Origin of the sequence: Fictibacillus sp. NRS-1165, assembly GCF_050468105.1 — a bacterium.
In the GTDB taxonomy this organism is placed as follows: Bacteria; Bacillota; Bacilli; order Bacillales; family Fictibacillaceae; genus Fictibacillus_C; species Fictibacillus_C terrinigri.
This window is the reverse complement of record NZ_JBDPNU010000025.1, coordinates 299,638-315,483: the sequence shown is the minus strand read 5'-3', so window position 1 is coordinate 315,483 and position 15,846 is coordinate 299,638. Positions and strand designations below refer to the sequence as shown.

Here is a 15,846-nt window from a genome sequence, read left to right as displayed (position 1 = left end):
GAGATAGCTAATTAATTTTAGCAGATAAAAGTATAACCTACAACTCTCATTCAGCGCGCCCTCACCCTAGATACCCGTTTTATCATTTTTCCCTTCCCTGCTTCAGCAGACAAGAAGTGCCCGAACTGCTGCACGCCCCTCGAGACAAAGCATAAAGCCAGCGACAAGGTCACAACATCAAGGAAATTAAGGCTTCCGAGCTCGATGCCCGATGTTAATTTTTGAATTACCAGATGATAGAGAGCCTCTCCCACGCAGAATCCGCCTGTCAGCACGAGCGGGCGATAATGAGAATCCTTGATCAGCATCAGAGAAAAAACAAAAAGGGCGCCGGCCAGCAGCCATTTCACTTGGACGACGATCCAGACTGGATCATACATCGAGAACAGCAGCATTGCATTATAGGAAAGGGCAATAAGAAATGTACAGAAAACATAATACAGCACCATCTTAAACGGTAATCTTAAAATCCAAAGATAACAGCTTAAAGCTAAAATCAGAAATGAACAATGAATGCTTAAACGCCCCGTGTCCAATACGAGCCCATGCGTGATCAGCAAAATCAGAAGCAATGCTGAATAAACAGTCCTCCGAGGCGCTGTTTTCATCAAAAAAGTGCTGTAGGCCCAGCCGATCCATGCAAACCAATAAAAGAAAATACCCTCCAACCTGCTCTCCTCCTCTACCACCATTATGGCTCAATCGCATAAAACCTAATCAAGCAGTCATAATAAAAGCAAATAGAAAGGAGGCAGCATCATGGGAAAAGACCGCCAGGAAAAAAAACTTCGTGAATCACACCGGGTAGAATCCGACCGTGACCAGAGCCTGAAATACGCTGGGGCAACATCACTCGAAGGCCCTGAAGAAGCGAGAAGAAGAAATAACCAGAAAAGCTAAGAACAAAAAAGAACTCCTAAACGGAGTTCTTTTAATCTTACTCTTTATTTAAACCTTTAAGTTTATCGCCGATCATATCAGCAAGCGAGAATCCTTTTTCTTCTTTCGGGAAGTTCTCACGGATGTTCTGCTGTTCTTTAGCTTCTTGTGCAGCGCGGATGCTAAGTGAAATTCTTTTTTCTTTCCTGTCAATATCCAGCACTTTTACTGTCACTTTCTCGCCTTCAGACAGCACTTCTCCAGGATTTCCAATATGGCGGTTGCTGATTTCGGAGATATGCACAAGCCCTTCAACACCCTGTGCCACCTCAACAAAAGCACCGAAGGAAACAAGGCGCTTCACCGTCCCCTGGATGACTTTGCCTGGTGCAAGACCCGCTTCAAGGCTTTCCCAAGGTCCCGGCTGAGTCTCTTTAATGGAGAGTGAGACACGTTCGTTATCCCGGTCGACAGAAAGGACTTTCACTTTTACAGCCTCCCCTTCTGAGACAACTTCTGAAGGATTATCCACACGTTTATGGGATAGCTGGGAAATATGGACAAGGCCGTCTAGCCCGCCGATATCAACAAACGCACCGAAATCTGTTAAACGCTGGACAGTGCCATCGAGCACCTGGCCAGCTTCCAGATTGTTCAGCAGCTCCTGCTTTCGTTGAGATTCCTGTTCCTCCTCTACCGCCCGATGGGAGAGGATCACTCGGTTTTTCTCTTCATCCAGCTCAACAATTTTCACCGTTAATGTTCGGTTTTTATAGTCGCTGAAGTCTTCAATAAACCTTTTTTCGACCATGGATGCGGGAATGAAGCCGCGCACTCCAAGATCCACGACCAAACCGCCTTTTACTACTTCATGAACGGTCACTTCAAACGTTTCGTTCTGGTCAAACTTTTGCTTTAGCTCTTCCCACGACTTGACCGTGTCCACCGCCTTTTTGGAAACGGTGAGCTGATCTTCTGTAAGAGACGTGACTTTTACTGTCACTCTGTCTCCTTCGGTCAGAAAATCTGATGCTTTTTCAACAAAAACATTGGAAATCTCGTTCACAGGCAATACAGCATCCTGCTTATAGCCCACATCTATAATGGCCAGCTTATCTTCAACCTTTAGGACAGTCCCTTCTACCACATTTCCAACTTCCAGCACTTTTGTTTCTTCTAAACTTGTGTTCAACTCATCAGCCATACCACAATGCCTCCTCAATTTCGTATAAGTATATATTTCAACCTTCTATATGAAGGAAGTATACAGTATTCCTTTTACGATACAGATTCCTTTAGAAGCTTTTCTATATTTAACATTATAAGGTTTGTTGCGTCTTTTGCGGAAGCTTTTTGCACTCTCATTTCTGTAAAATCAATCGGCTTTCCGAAACTAACAGTGATTTTTTTGCCGCGTTTATACTCACCTTTGATGGCACATGGCACGACAGCAGCTTCTGATTTCAGTGCAAAAAAACCTGCTCCCGCCAGCCCCTGGCCTAATTCGCCTGTTTTGCTTCTCGTACCCTCTGGAAATAACCCAAGAACTTTTCCTTCTTTCAGTATGCCGAGTCCATTCCTTAACGCCTGTTTATCGCTCATACCGCGTTTAACAGGAAAAGCATTAATCATTGGCAGGATCGTCTTTAGGACAGGCATGCTGAACAGTTCTGCTTTTGCCATAAAATGAACGTCTCTTGGTGCGGCCACTCCGACAAGCGGAGGATCAAAATTATTAATATGATTGCTGCATAACAGGATTCCGCCCTCGGCAGGCACATTTTCAATCCCTTGAATTTCTACTCTGTACATGCTTTTCAAATAAGCACTGCACACCGCTTTACCGAATTTGTAAAGGTTCAATTTATCCAGCCCTTTCACTCACCAAATGAAGAATTTCATTAACAACATCTTGAATGGACATTGATGTGGTGTCAAGCTCTATCGCGTCATCCGCCTTTTTCAATGGAGCAAACTCACGTTCTGAATCACGTTTATCTCGGAGACTGATCTCTTCCTTCAATTTCTCTAGATCCGCTTCAAATCCTTTGCTTGTATTTTCATCGAATCTTCTTCTTGCACGCTCTTCTACAGATGCGATCAGAAATACTTTCAGTTCTGCATCTGGCATGACATGAGTCCCTATGTCCCGGCCGTCCATCACGACACCGCCAGCACTTGCCAGCTCCTGCTGGCGTCTGACCATCTCTTCTCTTACCTGTTGAGGTGCTGCGACAAAAGACACATTATTCGTGACTTCCGAGCTTCTGATCTCTTTGGAGACATCGTTTCCGTCAAGGATGACAGCCTGGCCGTTCTCTGTAATCTCTAATTCTATATTTGTATCTTTAAGAAGAGATTGCAGGATCCTGCCGTCATGTAAATCAGACTTTGAAGACAGGGCTTTATAGGTTAATGCCCTGTACATGGCACCCGTGTCTATGTATATATAAGAAAGCTTGTCCGCGACCAATTTGGCAACTGTACTTTTGCCCGCTCCTGCCGGGCCGTCAATGGCGATCTTTAGTTTCTTGTTCATGTTTCCTCCTGCATACACAAAAATCTTTTATTGAAACCATACGAATAAAAGCAGGTATACACCCTGCTTTTTTAACGTATTCGTTGGCCACATTCCGCCATTAACTATACCATAAACCCAACTAGCGGTCTATGGTTTCCATCGTGCCTGAGTTCTTGCCTTTTATGACGCCTTCATAATAAATGCTTTTGTTTACGTTCCGTTTCCATGTTTCATGTGTAAGTATCCATTGAGAGAGAATAAGAAAAACAAAATGGATAATGGCCAGCTTCAAGAGCAGGCTTTCAATTTTTTTCACGCCGATCAGCCTCCTGATACTTGAAACTAATATGTCCAAGCATCATCGGATCTATTCGTTCAACAACTTCTTTTTCTCGGCAAGCTGCTGCTCAAAACAGTAGCGTACAAGATTTTGCTGCGCGGCTTCACCAAGGCTGCTAAAGTGCACAGACGCCTTTTCTTTGCCGTTGTGCTCGAGGATGCGCAGCACATTGCATTCTGCCTTGAGGCAATGAACAGTACCTGAATTCATCGGGAGTATGACCCCGCAGATGATCCTCATGCCTTCCTTTAACGGATGTCCGGCAGGTAAAGCACTTCGCAAACCGCCAGCACTGATGTCCGAGGTGACTGAAGTAAACGGTATGAATACAGTATCTGACGGGTGCACAGCGATATCCAGCATGGACTCAATGCGAATAAATTGGCGCCTCTGGAGCTTGACTAAAGATTTTTCATCCGGATGCTGGATCGCTAAGAGTGGGATACGGTCAATTTTTCGTCCGCTCAGCTCGGTTTGAAACATATATACATTTTGATCTTGATGGTAGAATGTCGCTTTGAACGCTGTACCATTCACAAAAAACTCTGTTTTTCCTGTTACTTCATTGATCGGATAATCAATGTAGATCTGGTCATCAGACAGTTCCATCACTTTGCATTTATAGCGTATTTCCTGTCTTGAAACTGCCGGCTCCAAAATTAGCGAGTCACCTATAGCAAACAACACAATCCCCCATTATAAGACTATTTTACCATTTATTATGCCATAGTTCCCAAAAAGCACACGTGCATAAAAAAAGGAAAGCAGCGAAGCTTTCCTTTTACCAACTTACATGGAGCTGTAATCCGGTTCTCCTTCTTTTAATTTCTTCACTTGCTCTTCATCTCCGTTTTCCGCACTGACATAGATCACGTACGTTTCATCTCCAAGTACTCCTAAAAACTCATAGCAATAAATCTCCTGCTGAACATCATTCTTGATGATAGCCATGTGTTTTTCCATCATTTTGAACTTCGGATTAAGCTTCGTTCTCGCCTGCTTTTCACTGACTTTTGCAGGAGGGATGGTCCGTTCATGATGGGAAGTTAAGAAATCGGTCCCCTGGTACCCCATAATATCTCCATTATCCAGTGCCACTTTAACAGAGACACTGTCCGGATAGATTCTTACACCATCTTGAACATTTACGAAAGTGAAGACACCGATGTTATCGTACTGATTAGCTGAGACAACTTCCATTTTACTCTTCATGTGAAGGTTAAGGAACGAAACGGCTTGTTTCTGAGCCTCATTCAGGCTGATCTTCTGGGCGGCTACTTTTCGGTCTTGCAGCACCCATAATGGATAACCGCCTTTTTTTGTAACATCCATGTAGGTTGTTGCTTTTGTTTCCGGATTGTACATGGTGAGGGAATACGCTTTATATTCTGAGCCTTTACCCGTTTCTTTTACGCTTATTCTTACATTTTTCTTGAGCTGGAAGAACTTGATCGCGAGTTTTTTTGCATCCTCTCTCGAGATATTTTCTCCCTTCAGTTTGGATACGTTCCGTTTTTTAGCGTTGTGGATATTTGTAACTTCCGGGCCAAAATCTGTCCGTGAATAACCTTCAGAAGATTTATCTACCGTTTTAAAACCATCGATGATCGTATTGTCGTCAGGCTGTTTGTTGCTTGCAAGCGCCATCTCAACATCCATCCAGCGAAGGTTCTTTTTTGAAGCGAGTGCTTCTGTCTTGCGAAGTTCATTTTGAATTTCTGACGAGTTGGCATAAAGACTTTTAAGTGTTGAATATTCTTTATCTGACAGCGGCTTCTTCTCAAGATCTCTCAATGAGACACGGTAGCTGAAATCACCCATTTTCGTTAAGAAATCTTCTGTCTTGTTAAACGGGAGTAAAGAAAGCGGCAATTGTCCGACGTTGTTATGGGCTTCCGAAGTGAGCCTCCATACTTGAGCGAGAGTTGGAGACAACTGGCGTCTAGAGTTCATAGCCAGAGTTTCCCCGATCTTATCATGCAGGGCGTCAACATTAAAGTTTAAATCATGAAAGGCACGCTGATAGTTGTTTTCCGCCTGAATGAGGATGGCGTTCTTTTTCTGGTGTTCACTATATCCCCAATACCCCGTACCTGCTATAGCTACTACTAATAAAGCGATTAATACTGTCCGTATCAAGGAAATCACCTCCGTTATTTGGTATAGATGTGCTTACCAATTTTTTTGATTTGAGGCCTTGTCCAAATCCAGCCGGATGTTGCTGTATCAGGATTAAAATAATAAAGCGCTTCCCCGGTAGGGTCCCATCCGTTTAAAGCATCCATGACCGCTTTTTTCGCTTGTTGATTCGGCGTCAGGTAAATTTGTCCGTCTGCAACTGCCGTGAACGCTCCTGGTTCAAAAATAACCCCGGATACAGTGTTGGGAAACTCTGGGTTTTCCACCCTGTTGATGATCACCGCGGCTACCGCGACCTGGCCGATATAAGGCTCTCCACGAGATTCACCATAAACAGCGTTCGCCATCAAATTTATATCATTTTGAGAATACCCATCCGGAATGTTTTTGCCGGGTCTCGGCTTGCTGACTTTGGCAGCCTGCTTTTGGCCCGGCTTTGCCGGTGCTGCATTTTTCCCTGGTGCGGCGGGCTGCTGTGCAGCCTTCCTTCCAGCATTTTTTTTCACTTGCTTTTGTTTTGGAACTCCGCCGTAAGTAGTAAATTTATTGCCTTTGCGAATTTGTTTATGAACCCATCCATAATCAAATTTCGTCTGGTCCGCCAGCTTCTTCTTCGTTGTAAATCCAGCGAGTCCATCGACCTTTAACCTGTTTTCATACTGAAAATTACGAAGAGCCCAGTATGTTCTCCAGCTGAAGACACCGTCTATTGGACCATTGTAGAACCCGATATATTGCAGCCTCGACTGCAGCTCAACTACATCTTCACCTGTTGCACCCTTTTGAATGACCTGGGGAGTAAAGGCATGGGTCGTTTCCGGAGTATATCCGGCCATAATACATGTCATAGCAACTAAAAAAAACAGCGTCCGTCTAATGTAACGCATTGGTTTTTTCATGAGAAAGTGCCTCCTGTGAAATATTCTCAGCTTTGTATGATAAAAGTAGCTTTTGTAAATCTGAGCATTTTATGCAATGAATTGCTGAAGAATTAGACAAGAAAAAACCCGGAGCTTTAAATTCTCCGGGTTTAGGATCCTACATTTTTCTGCCTTGTCATCCAGGCTGTTTTATGGGCATTGGCGAGCTTCACTTTTTTCAATCCCAGCCACCAAAGGAACAGCATAAAAGGCAGCATGGCGATAAGAAAATCCTTTTCGAAAACAAGTAATATCCAATTGTAGATGGCATGCAATACAAACGGTATAAGAAGGGAAAGGGTTAAGAACATTTTTCTCTTCTTACCAGAAGAAAACTTAGCCTTCCCAAAATAATACCCGCTGATCACACCGAACAGGGCATGGCTGGAGACGGGCATCAATGCTCTGCCGAACGCTTCAGTCAGTCCATGCACGTACAGGTATAAAATATTCTCCATTGAAGCGAATCCAAGGGATAAAGCCACGGCATAGACGATCCCGTCATATGGCTCATTGAACTCCGCATGCTGATAGGCGCAATAAAAAACTAGAAACCACTTTAAGAATTCTTCGAGAACAGCAGACAGAAAAAAGCCCTCTGTAAAAGAAGAAACCATTATTTCTTCTTTAAATCCGAATTGGATAACCATAATGGGAAAAACGAGCAAAGCTCCAAAAATATATAATCGAATGACCATAGAAACAGGCTCAGTTTCATATTTATCTTTTAAATAAAAGAAAGCAAGCAGGGCGACAGCAGGAGCAACCCCTGCCGAAATAATTCCAATCATAGAAGCCCTCTTTTCAGCTGTTTTTTTCAATCGTATCATGGAACACATAGAATGGAAACCGTTAGCTGATGTTTATGAAGAAATTGTAACATCTGCCTAGAAAATCGTCTGTATGCGGTCTCCCTCTCCTGCAGCCAGAAGTACGGCAAGCCGGATTCTGGCCTTCTTGCTGTCATAATCCTTGCCCAATATCACTCCATGTTCAGCAAGATCAAACGTACTTCCGAGATAATCATAGGTCGGATAGACTTGACCTTCTTCAGAACTGGTCGTAATGACAACCTTAATACCTGCTGCAACAGCTTCAATAATGGATTCCATCATCAAAGGGGCAACCTGTCCCCTTCCAGCACCCTCAAGGATAATCCCCTGAACTCCGCTGTCCATGGCGGCTTTCACAAATTTGCCGTCCGCACCGATGTAACACTTGATGATGTCAACAGCAGGCACTTCTTGTACTACCGTATAAAATTCTCTTCCAATAGGCTTTTGATAAGCTACCACCTTATCATTATCAATGATCCCCAAGTAACCAAATCCGAACGAATTAAATCCCTGCAGGTTGGATGCATGGACTTTTTTTACATACCTTGCTGTAAAGATCCGCTCGTTAAAAACAACCACCGTTCCGGACCCTTTTAAATTGGGATCGCAAGCGGTATAGATGGCATGCCTCATATTCGTATACGAGTCACTGCCGATCTCGCCGGGCGAACGCTGTGACCCGGTTACAACCACTGTCCTAGGATCAGCAATGGTGAGATCAAGAAAATATGCGGTTTCCTCAATACTGTCCGTTCCGTGGGTGATGACTACTCCATCATAAGCGGAATCTTCATACAAGTTTTCAATCGCTTCTTTAAGCACGTTTAAATGTTCAAAGGTCATGTGCATACTTGGCACTTGGAACAGTGAAAAGATATTCACTTCAATATCGTTCGGGAGTTCAATCATTGCAGCCAGCTCTTCTCCCGTTAAAGCCCCTGATGACAGCAGTCCTGTCGTTTCATTCGGCTTACTGGCAATCGTTCCTCCGGTTGTGATCAACGCTACTTTTTTCATATGTAAACACCTCCTCAGTATCATAACACATGCTATTCGCTACAAAAACATCCATTCTTAACGAAGCACAAACAAAAAAACAGCCCCGGTTCTAAAGAAGCGAGGCTGCCAGCGTTTCGGCGATTAAACCGCCATGGAATCTTCCGTTCTCAATAAAAATTTCATTGGCATTGTTTCCCGCCGCAATCACACCGCAGATAAACACATTTTTCACATTGGTTTCCATCGATTCAGGATTGTAGGCCGGCCGACCGGATTCATGGTCTATAAGAATCCCAATTTTCTTTAGGAAATCATGGTCGGGATGATATCCGGTCATCGCAAACACAAAATCCGCTTTTACGGTTTCTCTGTTTCCTTTTTTATCAAATGTAACTGTATTTTTTCCGATCTCAAGAACATTTGATTGAAAATGCATCGAGATTTTCCCGCTGTTCACATGGGAAACAAACTCAGGCAGCACCCATGGTTTCACACTTTTTGAATAATCTTCTCCCCGATAAAGAACCGTCACTCTAGCACCCGCTTTTTGAAGCTCGAGAGCTGTATCGACTGCTGAATTTTTTCCTCCGATGACCGTTACATCTTTATTATAGTAAGGATGGCCTTCTTTAAAATAATGAAACACATGGTTCTGATCCTCGCCTGGGATGTTCATATAGGCAGGATTATCATAATATCCGGTTGCAATAACAACAGCCTTCGCTTCATACTCATATATATCGTCCTTCGCCGTTTTAGTTCGGATATAATAGATTGTATTGTTCTTTTTTTGAACTTCTGTTACTTTCTCAAAGGTACGGATATTCAGTTGTTTTCGTTTGGCCACCTCGCGATAGTAGGTCAGGGCATGAATTCTTCTCGGTTTCCTTTCCTCATTCACAAAAGGCACATTACCGATCTCCAGCTTTTCACTTGTGCTGAAAAATGTTTGATGGGTCGGATAGTTATAGATCGACTCCACAATGTTTCCCTTTTCAATCACCACATAGGATAGCCCTTTCTCTTTCACAGAGATGGCTGCGGATAAACCGCATGGGCCCCCGCCGATAATACACACATCGTACTTCATTTCTCCACTCTCCTGGTTTCACTAATCTATCGAATTAATCTTTTTTAAGCTCACCCAAAAACAATAAAAAATTCCCTATCCATTAATGATAGGGAATTTTTTCGCCTTTTGCAAAGTATTAAATCCAGCCCCTGAATCGAGAAGCTTCAGCCATTTTTCGCACGCCCACCATATAAGCAGCGAGACGCATGTTTACCTTTCGGTTCGTTGAAGTTGTGTAAACGTTATTAAAAGACTTCACCATAACGCTTTCAAGTTTCTCTTCCACTTCTTCTTCTGTCCAATAATACCCCTGGTTGTTCTGTACCCACTCAAAATAGGATACCGTTACTCCGCCAGCACTTGCCAAAACATCTGGAACGAGAAGAATGCCACGCTCGGTTAGGATTTTTGTTCCCTCAAGTGTTGTTGGGCCGTTGGCGGCTTCAACTACGATTGAAGCTTTAATATTATGAGCATTTTCTGCAGTGATCTGGTTTTCTATCGCTGCCGGAACAAGAATGTCGCAATCGAGTTCTAAAAGCTCTTTGTTGGAAATGGTATCTTTGAATAGTTTAGTTACGGTACCAAAGCTGTCTCGTCTTTCAAGCAGATAGTCAATGTCAAGGCCATCAGGATCATGCAATGCACCATAAGCATCCGAGATTCCGATAACCTTTGCACCTGAATCATGCATAAATTTCGCTAAGAAGCTTCCTGCGTTACCGAATCCTTGAATAACGACTCTTGCACCCTCAAGTTGAAACCCGCGTTTTGCAGCCGCTTCACGAATGCAAATGGTTACACCCTTTGCTGTAGCAGTTTCTCTGCCGTGAGAACCGCCGAGAACCAATGGCTTGCCTGTGATGAAACCCGGAGAATCAAACTCTCTGATTCGGCTGTATTCATCCATCATCCATGCCATGATTTGTGAATTGGTAAATACGTCTGGCGCTGGAATATCCTTTGTAGGTCCAACGAGTTGGCTGATCGCTCGGACATAGCCGCGGCTCAGGCGCTCCAGTTCACGGAACGACATGTTGCGGGGATCACAAATGATTCCGCCTTTTCCGCCACCGTAGGGAAGATCTACAATTCCCGCCTTCAAGCTCATCCAAATCGAAAGTGCTTTCACTTCTGTCTCTGTTACGCTTGGGTGGAACCGTACTCCCCCTTTAGTCGGTCCGACAGAGTCGTTATGCTGTGAACGGTATCCCGTGAAAATTTTAGTAGAGCCGTCATCCATCTTCACTGGAATGCGGACTGTCAGCATCCGGATCGGTTCTTTAAGAAGTTCATATACTTCTTCTGGGTACCCTAATTTATCAAGTGCTTCGCCAATCACCGACTGTGTTGCGGTAAGCACGTTGTTATTTTCATGGTTATCTGATTTGTGATCTGCTGCGTTTTGGGCAGTCATTTGGTTACCTCCCATAATTGTCACCTCTAAAGTTTAGTCCATCTTCAGAGACAGTATACACCTTTGTTAGTCCTATGAGAAGGGAATTTTAAAGATTATCGCGTAAAAGGTAAGCGCTTTCGTTACTATTTTACTATCCTATCGCCCGCATAATGAAACCCTCCCTAGATACGGCGGGAGGGCATCCATTTATTTTTGAAGGGAAAGCTGGATCAGCTTTTCGATCATATCAGGGTAAGAAAGACCTACTTCTTTTGCTGCGTCAGGGAACAAGCTGGTTGGTGTCATTCCAGGCAGTGTATTCACTTCAAGAATGACCGGTGCACTTCCGTCGTTCGGAACAATGAAATCTACCCGGGAATACACTTCGCATCCCAGTACTTCATGCGCCAAGACCGCCTGTTTTTGAAGCAAGGCAGTCGTACGATCGTCAAGGCGCGCAGGTACATAATGCACACTCCCGCCTTCCGCATATTTAGACTCATAATCGTAATACGCATTTTTCGGTACGATTTCAACCACCGGGAGAGCACTTACTTTACCTTTTTCCCCCATTACCGCCACTGTCACTTCTTTGCCAGAAATAAATTCTTCCACCATCACTGTATGATCATGCAAGAGCGCGGATGTGATGCCGCTCAGCATTTCATCTTTGTTTTGGGCGATGGTCAATCCGATCGTAGATCCCTCATGATTAGGTTTAACGACTAGCGGATATCCAAAAGGAACATCCAATTCATCTTCACTGTAGAGTTTTTTCTCCAAAACCAACTCATTTGCTGTACGGATTCCGGCAATTTTAAAGAACTGCTTCGAACGGGCTTTATCCATCGCCAGTGCCGAAGCAAGCACTCCGGAACCGACATAAGGTATTTTAAGCATATCAAGCAAACTTTGCAGCTTTCCGTCCTCACCATACTTTCCATGCAATCCGATGAATACGATATCCGCATTCAGACCAATAATTTCTTCCAAACGGTCAGGATGAAAGTCAACTCCGATTACTTCATGCCCTTTCGATTCCAAAGCGTTCATAATCTGTTTTCCACTTGATAAGGATACCTCTCGCTCTGCAGATACCCCTCCGTATAAGACTGCAATTTTCATGTGTGTAATCACTCCCACCCCAATAAATATATGTAGTTCATTATATTCCCTGCCACGTTTTGTGAGCTTTTCTATAAGGAAATCCCATCTATCATACCATGTTTGAAGGATGATGTAATGGCATATGTGTTTTTTTAAAACAAAAAAACTCCCGGATTTCCGGGAGTTTACTTAAAATAGGAATTGATCTGTGATATGGCATTGCTCTTCATCAGCGCTTTTCCATATTCGATCACCCTGTAGCTTGTTATGGTTGAAGAGCTTCCGAATTCGGCCAATAATGCAATAAGTGTATCCAGCTCTATATCAGGAAGATCCTGTTCTTCAAATTTTAGATAAAAACAGCTTTCGAATGAATAGAGTACTCCGCCGTCGATGTTAAGCTGGCCAAGGCGTTTTGCCAATGAGATCACATCTTCAAATGACGAAAATTCATAGAAGATTTCGTCACTTTCATCCAAGGTAACCTGCATTTCAATATAGTCTTCATCATAATCGTCTTCGAGTTCATACTCGTTATGACCTTTTGTCACAATGACCACCATTCCTTGCGCCGGTAAAGCAAAAACTTCAACAGCAATCGGTCCGTCTGCTTTGAATCCTACTTCATCGTCTGCTTCGGTCATCATATCTCTGAATAGTTGATGAACTTTCGGAATATCCTGCCAAATTTCATCTTTGGAGATTCCGCGTTCCTTCAAATCATCAAACGTTAGGAAGATCTTGATTTTGTTATAAGTTAATCGCTCTACCCGCATTTCTGGTCCCCCTTACGATCGATTCCGCATCTCTTTAATACACTATATGAGTGAGCAGAAAGTTGGTGCTAACTTCTCTTTGCCACTCTTCAATGATCAAGAAGCGGTCGTTTTTCTTGTTTTCGTTTTTTATGAATCCATTGTTCCCAATCTGTTTTTGTGTTCCCTATTATCATGTCTTTAAATTTGGTTTTTATATCATTGGATAAATATTCAATCCCCAAGCCCCCCAAGCCGATCTGAAGGTAGGGATATTCTTTTTCCGCCACTTCAAGCCATTTCAAGGTGTCTGAAAGATGTTCTTCCATTGTACAGGAAACCACTAACAGCTTAGGGTCGATTTCGTCAATGACCACACTGAGATCTTCTGGAGGAATCCCTTCACCAAGATAGATGACTTCAAAGCCCTTTTGCCTTAAGTAAAGCGTGAAGATGAGCAAACCTAATTCATGTGTCTCTTTCAATCCGCATACCGCCAGAACCTTTGGCCGATATCCGTCTACAGGCAGATGATAAATGACATTGCCGATCTTCGCTTTCAAAAAAGATGTTGCGTAATGCTCATGGGCGACTGTGATTTTTTGTTTTTCCCACATGTGCCCAATTTTTACGAGTAAAGAACCTAATATATCAATAGTAACTTTTTCTATTGTAAACAGGCTGAATGCACGGTCCAATACTTCCTTGGCTTTGTTTTCTTGAAAAGAAAGCAGAGCAGCCAGCAGCTCGTCCGCCAATTGAACTGCCAGATCCTTCTGGCTGCTGTTTTCCATGACGAACTCGTCGATATTATTCCCATGATGATCAAGCAGATCTACAGCCTGACTTATGGTGAAACCATGTTTAATTTTGTTCATGAGCCATTTGATGATATAGATGTGTTCATCTGTATAAAGCCGGTGTCCTGCTTCATTGCGCCTGGGCTGGATGATGGAGTATCTTCGTTCCCAGGCTCTTAAAGTTCCTGCTTGGATGCCAAGCATCTTTGACACAGCTTTAATATTATACTTCCCTTCCTGTGAAGCCATCTCTATATCCCCCAATAGCTGATTATACCTTTAAGTATAGCGGACTGCTTTCCTTGTGTAAAATTTGTACAACGGCTCACAATCATACGCGTACATGCATAGTACTAAAACTAAGGGAGTATTGGTTAAATCCCCGTTAATAACTTTTTGTAAAACACATTTTAACTGAAAATTGATAAAAAGGACAGCCCCTGCATTTCAGGGCTGGCCGGATCAGTCTTCATGTATGCTTAATATTCTAAAACCAGACTGGCTGAGCTTTTCCACAAACTTTTCAAGGTTTGGCGTTTTTTCCACTTTCATGACCATCCTTCTTACGAGCTGATCGGTTTCATCAAAAGTGGTCAGCGAGATAATATTTTCGTGGAATTGTTTAGTAATTTCAGACAGCCGGGCTATTCTGCCTTCTGTTTCAAGGGAAGCGAAGGAGATTCTGACCCCAGGCTTCTTCATGCCGAACGCACTTTGAAACTGCTCCAGAACATCATACCGGGTCACAACGCCAAGCAAATGATTGTGCTTGTCAGTGACAGCAACGATCGGCATGTCTTTCACAATGAGGAGCGTTCTTTCAAACATTTCATCCTCACAGATGGTCTGGTTTTTACAGCAAGCAATATCGCCGGCTTTGGTTTTTTCTAGAAACTGCACCTTCGACTTGCCGCTTGCAAAGAAAGCTTCATAGATGGAATGCCGGGTAAGAATTCCTTTAAACCGTTTGTCCGAAACAACCGGAACACCATCGATATCATGTTTTTCCAGAAGGTCAAGCACTTGTTTGACGGAATCTTTTTCCATCACAAAATGTGTTTTTCGCAGCGGGATCATATTGCTTTTTACAAACATATCCTCACTTCCTCCCCGTCTTCACACGATTTAAATTTTGAGAATATTTAAAATCTTTTATTGAAAATACTGTAAAATTGCCTTATCATGAGATTAACCATTTAAAATATTTAAAAGAATGGAGAGGAACACCATGACTTTATTAAAAATCAAGACAAAATCTCTCGTGTTGAATAAAGATTTACAATATAATGAAAAACTTGGCCTACCTGTAGAAGTGTATTGCCCGCTTTCCCACCAAACGATCGCTTTCGGTCGCATTGAAACAATGGATGATTGTTTTGTAGTGATTAATTCAGAAAAGCATTCCATTTCAGACCATTTCTTTTTCGGATGCCCCTGCGCATGCTAACTCTTCATTTATGATATAGATTAATGTTGTACTCTGCCTTGACATACTCCAATACCTGATGCCTATTCTTCCACATTTCCGGCCTTGGCCATAAATCGTCTCCGCGTTCAATAATCTCTTTCCTGATGCTTTCATATTCTTCATCTGCTTTTGCACATTTCTTTTTAAGCCGTTTCCACTGAACCCCAGCCAATAGAAAGTAGATCCCGATAAACCAGATCATCTTGTCACCGGCCAGTGAAAGCATTGCCGCCCTGACACCTTCCATATGGTTTAGCTTAAATCCGTACAAGTAAATCAAACCAAGACAACCCATTAATGCACTGTAAAATGCCCACCACTTCATCTGTCTGTCATACATGTCTTTTTGTTCTTTTTTTTCAATCAGCGTGTTAAGGACCACTTTGCAAATTTCTGAGATATAAGGCTCGACCTTCCAGTAGTTGATTGCGTTCATATAAGCCCCCTCCTGCTTCAACGTATGCGGAATGGGAATAAATCATTCCCAATCACATACTGTTTTTGAACCAGTTGTCCCGAGGCTTTTCAGATGACACGCAGCACCATTGACGAACAGAACAAATTGATAAAAAAAGGATGATGACGTAAGTTTAGTCACCATCCTTTAACAC

The 15,846-nt window shown here is 43.0% G+C and carries 19 protein-coding genes; 2 read left to right on the top strand and 17 right to left on the bottom strand.

The genetic code is table 11. The features are described 5' to 3' along the window. Positions 1-50: 50 nt before the first annotated feature. Positions 51-668 carry a YphA family membrane protein gene (locus ABHN01_RS12345; protein WP_429875771.1) on the bottom strand — a complete coding sequence of 206 codons (618 nt, stop codon included), beginning with the start codon at positions 666-668 and terminating at the stop codon, positions 51-53. A 91-nt stretch (positions 669-759) separates the two neighbouring features. Between ABHN01_RS12345 and ABHN01_RS12340 the strand changes: the two genes are divergently transcribed. Continuing rightward, a complete protein-coding gene (locus ABHN01_RS12340) occupies positions 760-900 on the top strand; it encodes a YpzI family protein (protein WP_290400700.1) in 141 nt (46 codons plus the stop codon). 37 nt (positions 901-937) lie between these two features. On the opposite strand, the gene rpsA is transcribed toward ABHN01_RS12340, so the two are convergent. The 15 genes from rpsA to ABHN01_RS12265 all read right to left on the bottom strand — a co-directional run bounded on the left by rpsA (position 938) and on the right by ABHN01_RS12265 (position 14,862). Then, entirely contained in the window at positions 938-2,083 is a 1,146-nt protein-coding gene (gene rpsA / locus ABHN01_RS12335) for a 30S ribosomal protein S1 (protein ID WP_429875770.1), read from the bottom strand. 74 nt (positions 2,084-2,157) lie between these two features. Further along, positions 2,158-2,742 (bottom strand): lysophospholipid acyltransferase family protein, encoded by a 585-nt coding sequence (locus ABHN01_RS12330; RefSeq protein ID WP_429875769.1) that lies wholly within the window; start codon positions 2,740-2,742, stop codon positions 2,158-2,160. A gap of 1 nt (position 2,743) precedes the next feature. Continuing rightward, positions 2,744-3,418: a (d)CMP kinase gene (gene cmk / locus ABHN01_RS12325; protein ID WP_290400703.1), complete on the bottom strand. Its 675-nt coding sequence runs from the start codon at positions 3,416-3,418 to the stop codon at positions 2,744-2,746. 121 nt (positions 3,419-3,539) lie between these two features. Then, the gene (locus tag ABHN01_RS12320; protein WP_429875768.1) at positions 3,540-3,716 is read right to left on the bottom strand and encodes a DUF5359 family protein; all 177 of its coding nucleotides are present in this window, start codon (positions 3,714-3,716) and stop codon (positions 3,540-3,542) included. 51 nt (positions 3,717-3,767) lie between these two features. Then, positions 3,768-4,424 carry a flagellar brake protein gene (locus ABHN01_RS12315; protein WP_429875767.1) on the bottom strand — a complete coding sequence of 219 codons (657 nt, stop codon included), beginning with the start codon at positions 4,422-4,424 and terminating at the stop codon, positions 3,768-3,770. 105 nt (positions 4,425-4,529) lie between these two features. Next, positions 4,530-5,879: a germination protein YpeB gene (ypeB, locus tag ABHN01_RS12310; RefSeq protein ID WP_429875766.1), complete on the bottom strand. Its 1,350-nt coding sequence runs from the start codon at positions 5,877-5,879 to the stop codon at positions 4,530-4,532. Positions 5,880-5,893: 14 nt separating this feature from the next. Then, positions 5,894-6,778, bottom strand: a complete 885-nt coding sequence (sleB, locus tag ABHN01_RS12305; RefSeq protein WP_429875765.1) for a spore cortex-lytic enzyme — start codon at positions 6,776-6,778, stop codon at positions 5,894-5,896. Between the two features lie 131 nt (positions 6,779-6,909). Then, positions 6,910-7,590 (bottom strand): glutamic-type intramembrane protease PrsW, encoded by a 681-nt coding sequence (prsW, locus tag ABHN01_RS12300; protein WP_429875764.1) that lies wholly within the window; start codon positions 7,588-7,590, stop codon positions 6,910-6,912. Positions 7,591-7,686: 96 nt separating this feature from the next. Continuing rightward, complete coding sequence (locus ABHN01_RS12295; protein WP_429875763.1) at positions 7,687-8,652, bottom strand: asparaginase; 966 nt, start codon at positions 8,650-8,652, stop codon at positions 7,687-7,689. A 91-nt stretch (positions 8,653-8,743) separates the two neighbouring features. Next, entirely contained in the window at positions 8,744-9,724 is a 981-nt protein-coding gene (locus tag ABHN01_RS12290; RefSeq protein WP_429875762.1) for a YpdA family putative bacillithiol disulfide reductase, read from the bottom strand. 118 nt (positions 9,725-9,842) lie between these two features. Further along, positions 9,843-11,123, bottom strand: coding sequence for a Glu/Leu/Phe/Val family dehydrogenase (locus ABHN01_RS12285; RefSeq protein WP_290400710.1), 1,281 nt, complete (start codon positions 11,121-11,123; stop codon positions 9,843-9,845). 189 nt (positions 11,124-11,312) lie between these two features. Continuing rightward, the gene (locus tag ABHN01_RS12280; protein WP_429875761.1) at positions 11,313-12,230 is read right to left on the bottom strand and encodes a D-alanine--D-alanine ligase family protein; all 918 of its coding nucleotides are present in this window, start codon (positions 12,228-12,230) and stop codon (positions 11,313-11,315) included. A 167-nt stretch (positions 12,231-12,397) separates the two neighbouring features. Continuing rightward, on the bottom strand, positions 12,398-12,988 hold the full coding sequence (locus ABHN01_RS12275; protein ID WP_429875760.1) for a genetic competence negative regulator: 591 nt from the start codon (positions 12,986-12,988) through the stop codon (positions 12,398-12,400). An 89-nt stretch (positions 12,989-13,077) separates the two neighbouring features. Then, positions 13,078-14,016 (bottom strand): MerR family transcriptional regulator, encoded by a 939-nt coding sequence (locus ABHN01_RS12270; RefSeq protein ID WP_429875759.1) that lies wholly within the window; start codon positions 14,014-14,016, stop codon positions 13,078-13,080. Between the two features lie 213 nt (positions 14,017-14,229). Beyond that, a complete protein-coding gene (locus tag ABHN01_RS12265; protein WP_429875758.1) occupies positions 14,230-14,862 on the bottom strand; it encodes a CBS domain-containing protein in 633 nt (210 codons plus the stop codon). A 133-nt stretch (positions 14,863-14,995) separates the two neighbouring features. On the opposite strand from ABHN01_RS12265, the gene ABHN01_RS12260 reads away from it, so the two are divergent. Beyond that, on the top strand, positions 14,996-15,214 hold the full coding sequence (locus ABHN01_RS12260) for a hypothetical protein (protein ID WP_429875757.1): 219 nt from the start codon (positions 14,996-14,998) through the stop codon (positions 15,212-15,214). Between the two features lie 4 nt (positions 15,215-15,218). On the opposite strand, the gene ABHN01_RS12255 is transcribed toward ABHN01_RS12260, so the two are convergent. Continuing rightward, the gene (locus ABHN01_RS12255; protein ID WP_429875756.1) at positions 15,219-15,671 is read right to left on the bottom strand and encodes a DUF2663 family protein; all 453 of its coding nucleotides are present in this window, start codon (positions 15,669-15,671) and stop codon (positions 15,219-15,221) included. Positions 15,672-15,846 lie beyond the last annotated feature (175 nt).

Bases quoted from the DNA above. Each gene is read 5' to 3' on its own strand.
- ABHN01_RS12340 (WP_290400700.1), top strand. From the start codon at position 760: ATGGGAAAAGACCGCCAGGAAAAAAAACTTCGTGAATCACACCGGGTA.
- rpsA (WP_429875770.1), bottom strand. From the start codon at position 2,083: ATGGCTGATGAGTTGAACACAAGTTTAGAAGAAACAAAAGTGCTGGAA.
- cmk (WP_290400703.1), bottom strand. From the start codon at position 3,418: ATGAACAAGAAACTAAAGATCGCCATTGACGGCCCGGCAGGAGCGGGC.
- sleB (WP_429875765.1), bottom strand. From the start codon at position 6,778: ATGAAAAAACCAATGCGTTACATTAGACGGACGCTGTTTTTTTTAGTT.
- prsW (WP_429875764.1), bottom strand. From the start codon at position 7,590: ATGATTGGAATTATTTCGGCAGGGGTTGCTCCTGCTGTCGCCCTGCTT.
- ABHN01_RS12295 (WP_429875763.1), bottom strand. From the start codon at position 8,652: ATGAAAAAAGTAGCGTTGATCACAACCGGAGGAACGATTGCCAGTAAG.
- ABHN01_RS12290 (WP_429875762.1), bottom strand. From the start codon at position 9,724: ATGAAGTACGATGTGTGTATTATCGGCGGGGGCCCATGCGGTTTATCC.
- ABHN01_RS12285 (WP_290400710.1), bottom strand. From the start codon at position 11,123: ATGACTGCCCAAAACGCAGCAGATCACAAATCAGATAACCATGAAAAT.
- ABHN01_RS12280 (WP_429875761.1), bottom strand. From the start codon at position 12,230: ATGAAAATTGCAGTCTTATACGGAGGGGTATCTGCAGAGCGAGAGGTA.
- ABHN01_RS12275 (WP_429875760.1), bottom strand. From the start codon at position 12,988: ATGCGGGTAGAGCGATTAACTTATAACAAAATCAAGATCTTCCTAACG.
- ABHN01_RS12270 (WP_429875759.1), bottom strand. From the start codon at position 14,016: ATGGCTTCACAGGAAGGGAAGTATAATATTAAAGCTGTGTCAAAGATG.
- ABHN01_RS12265 (WP_429875758.1), bottom strand. From the start codon at position 14,862: ATGTTTGTAAAAAGCAATATGATCCCGCTGCGAAAAACACATTTTGTG.
- ABHN01_RS12260 (WP_429875757.1), top strand. From the start codon at position 14,996: ATGACTTTATTAAAAATCAAGACAAAATCTCTCGTGTTGAATAAAGAT.
- ABHN01_RS12255 (WP_429875756.1), bottom strand. From the start codon at position 15,671: ATGAACGCAATCAACTACTGGAAGGTCGAGCCTTATATCTCAGAAATT.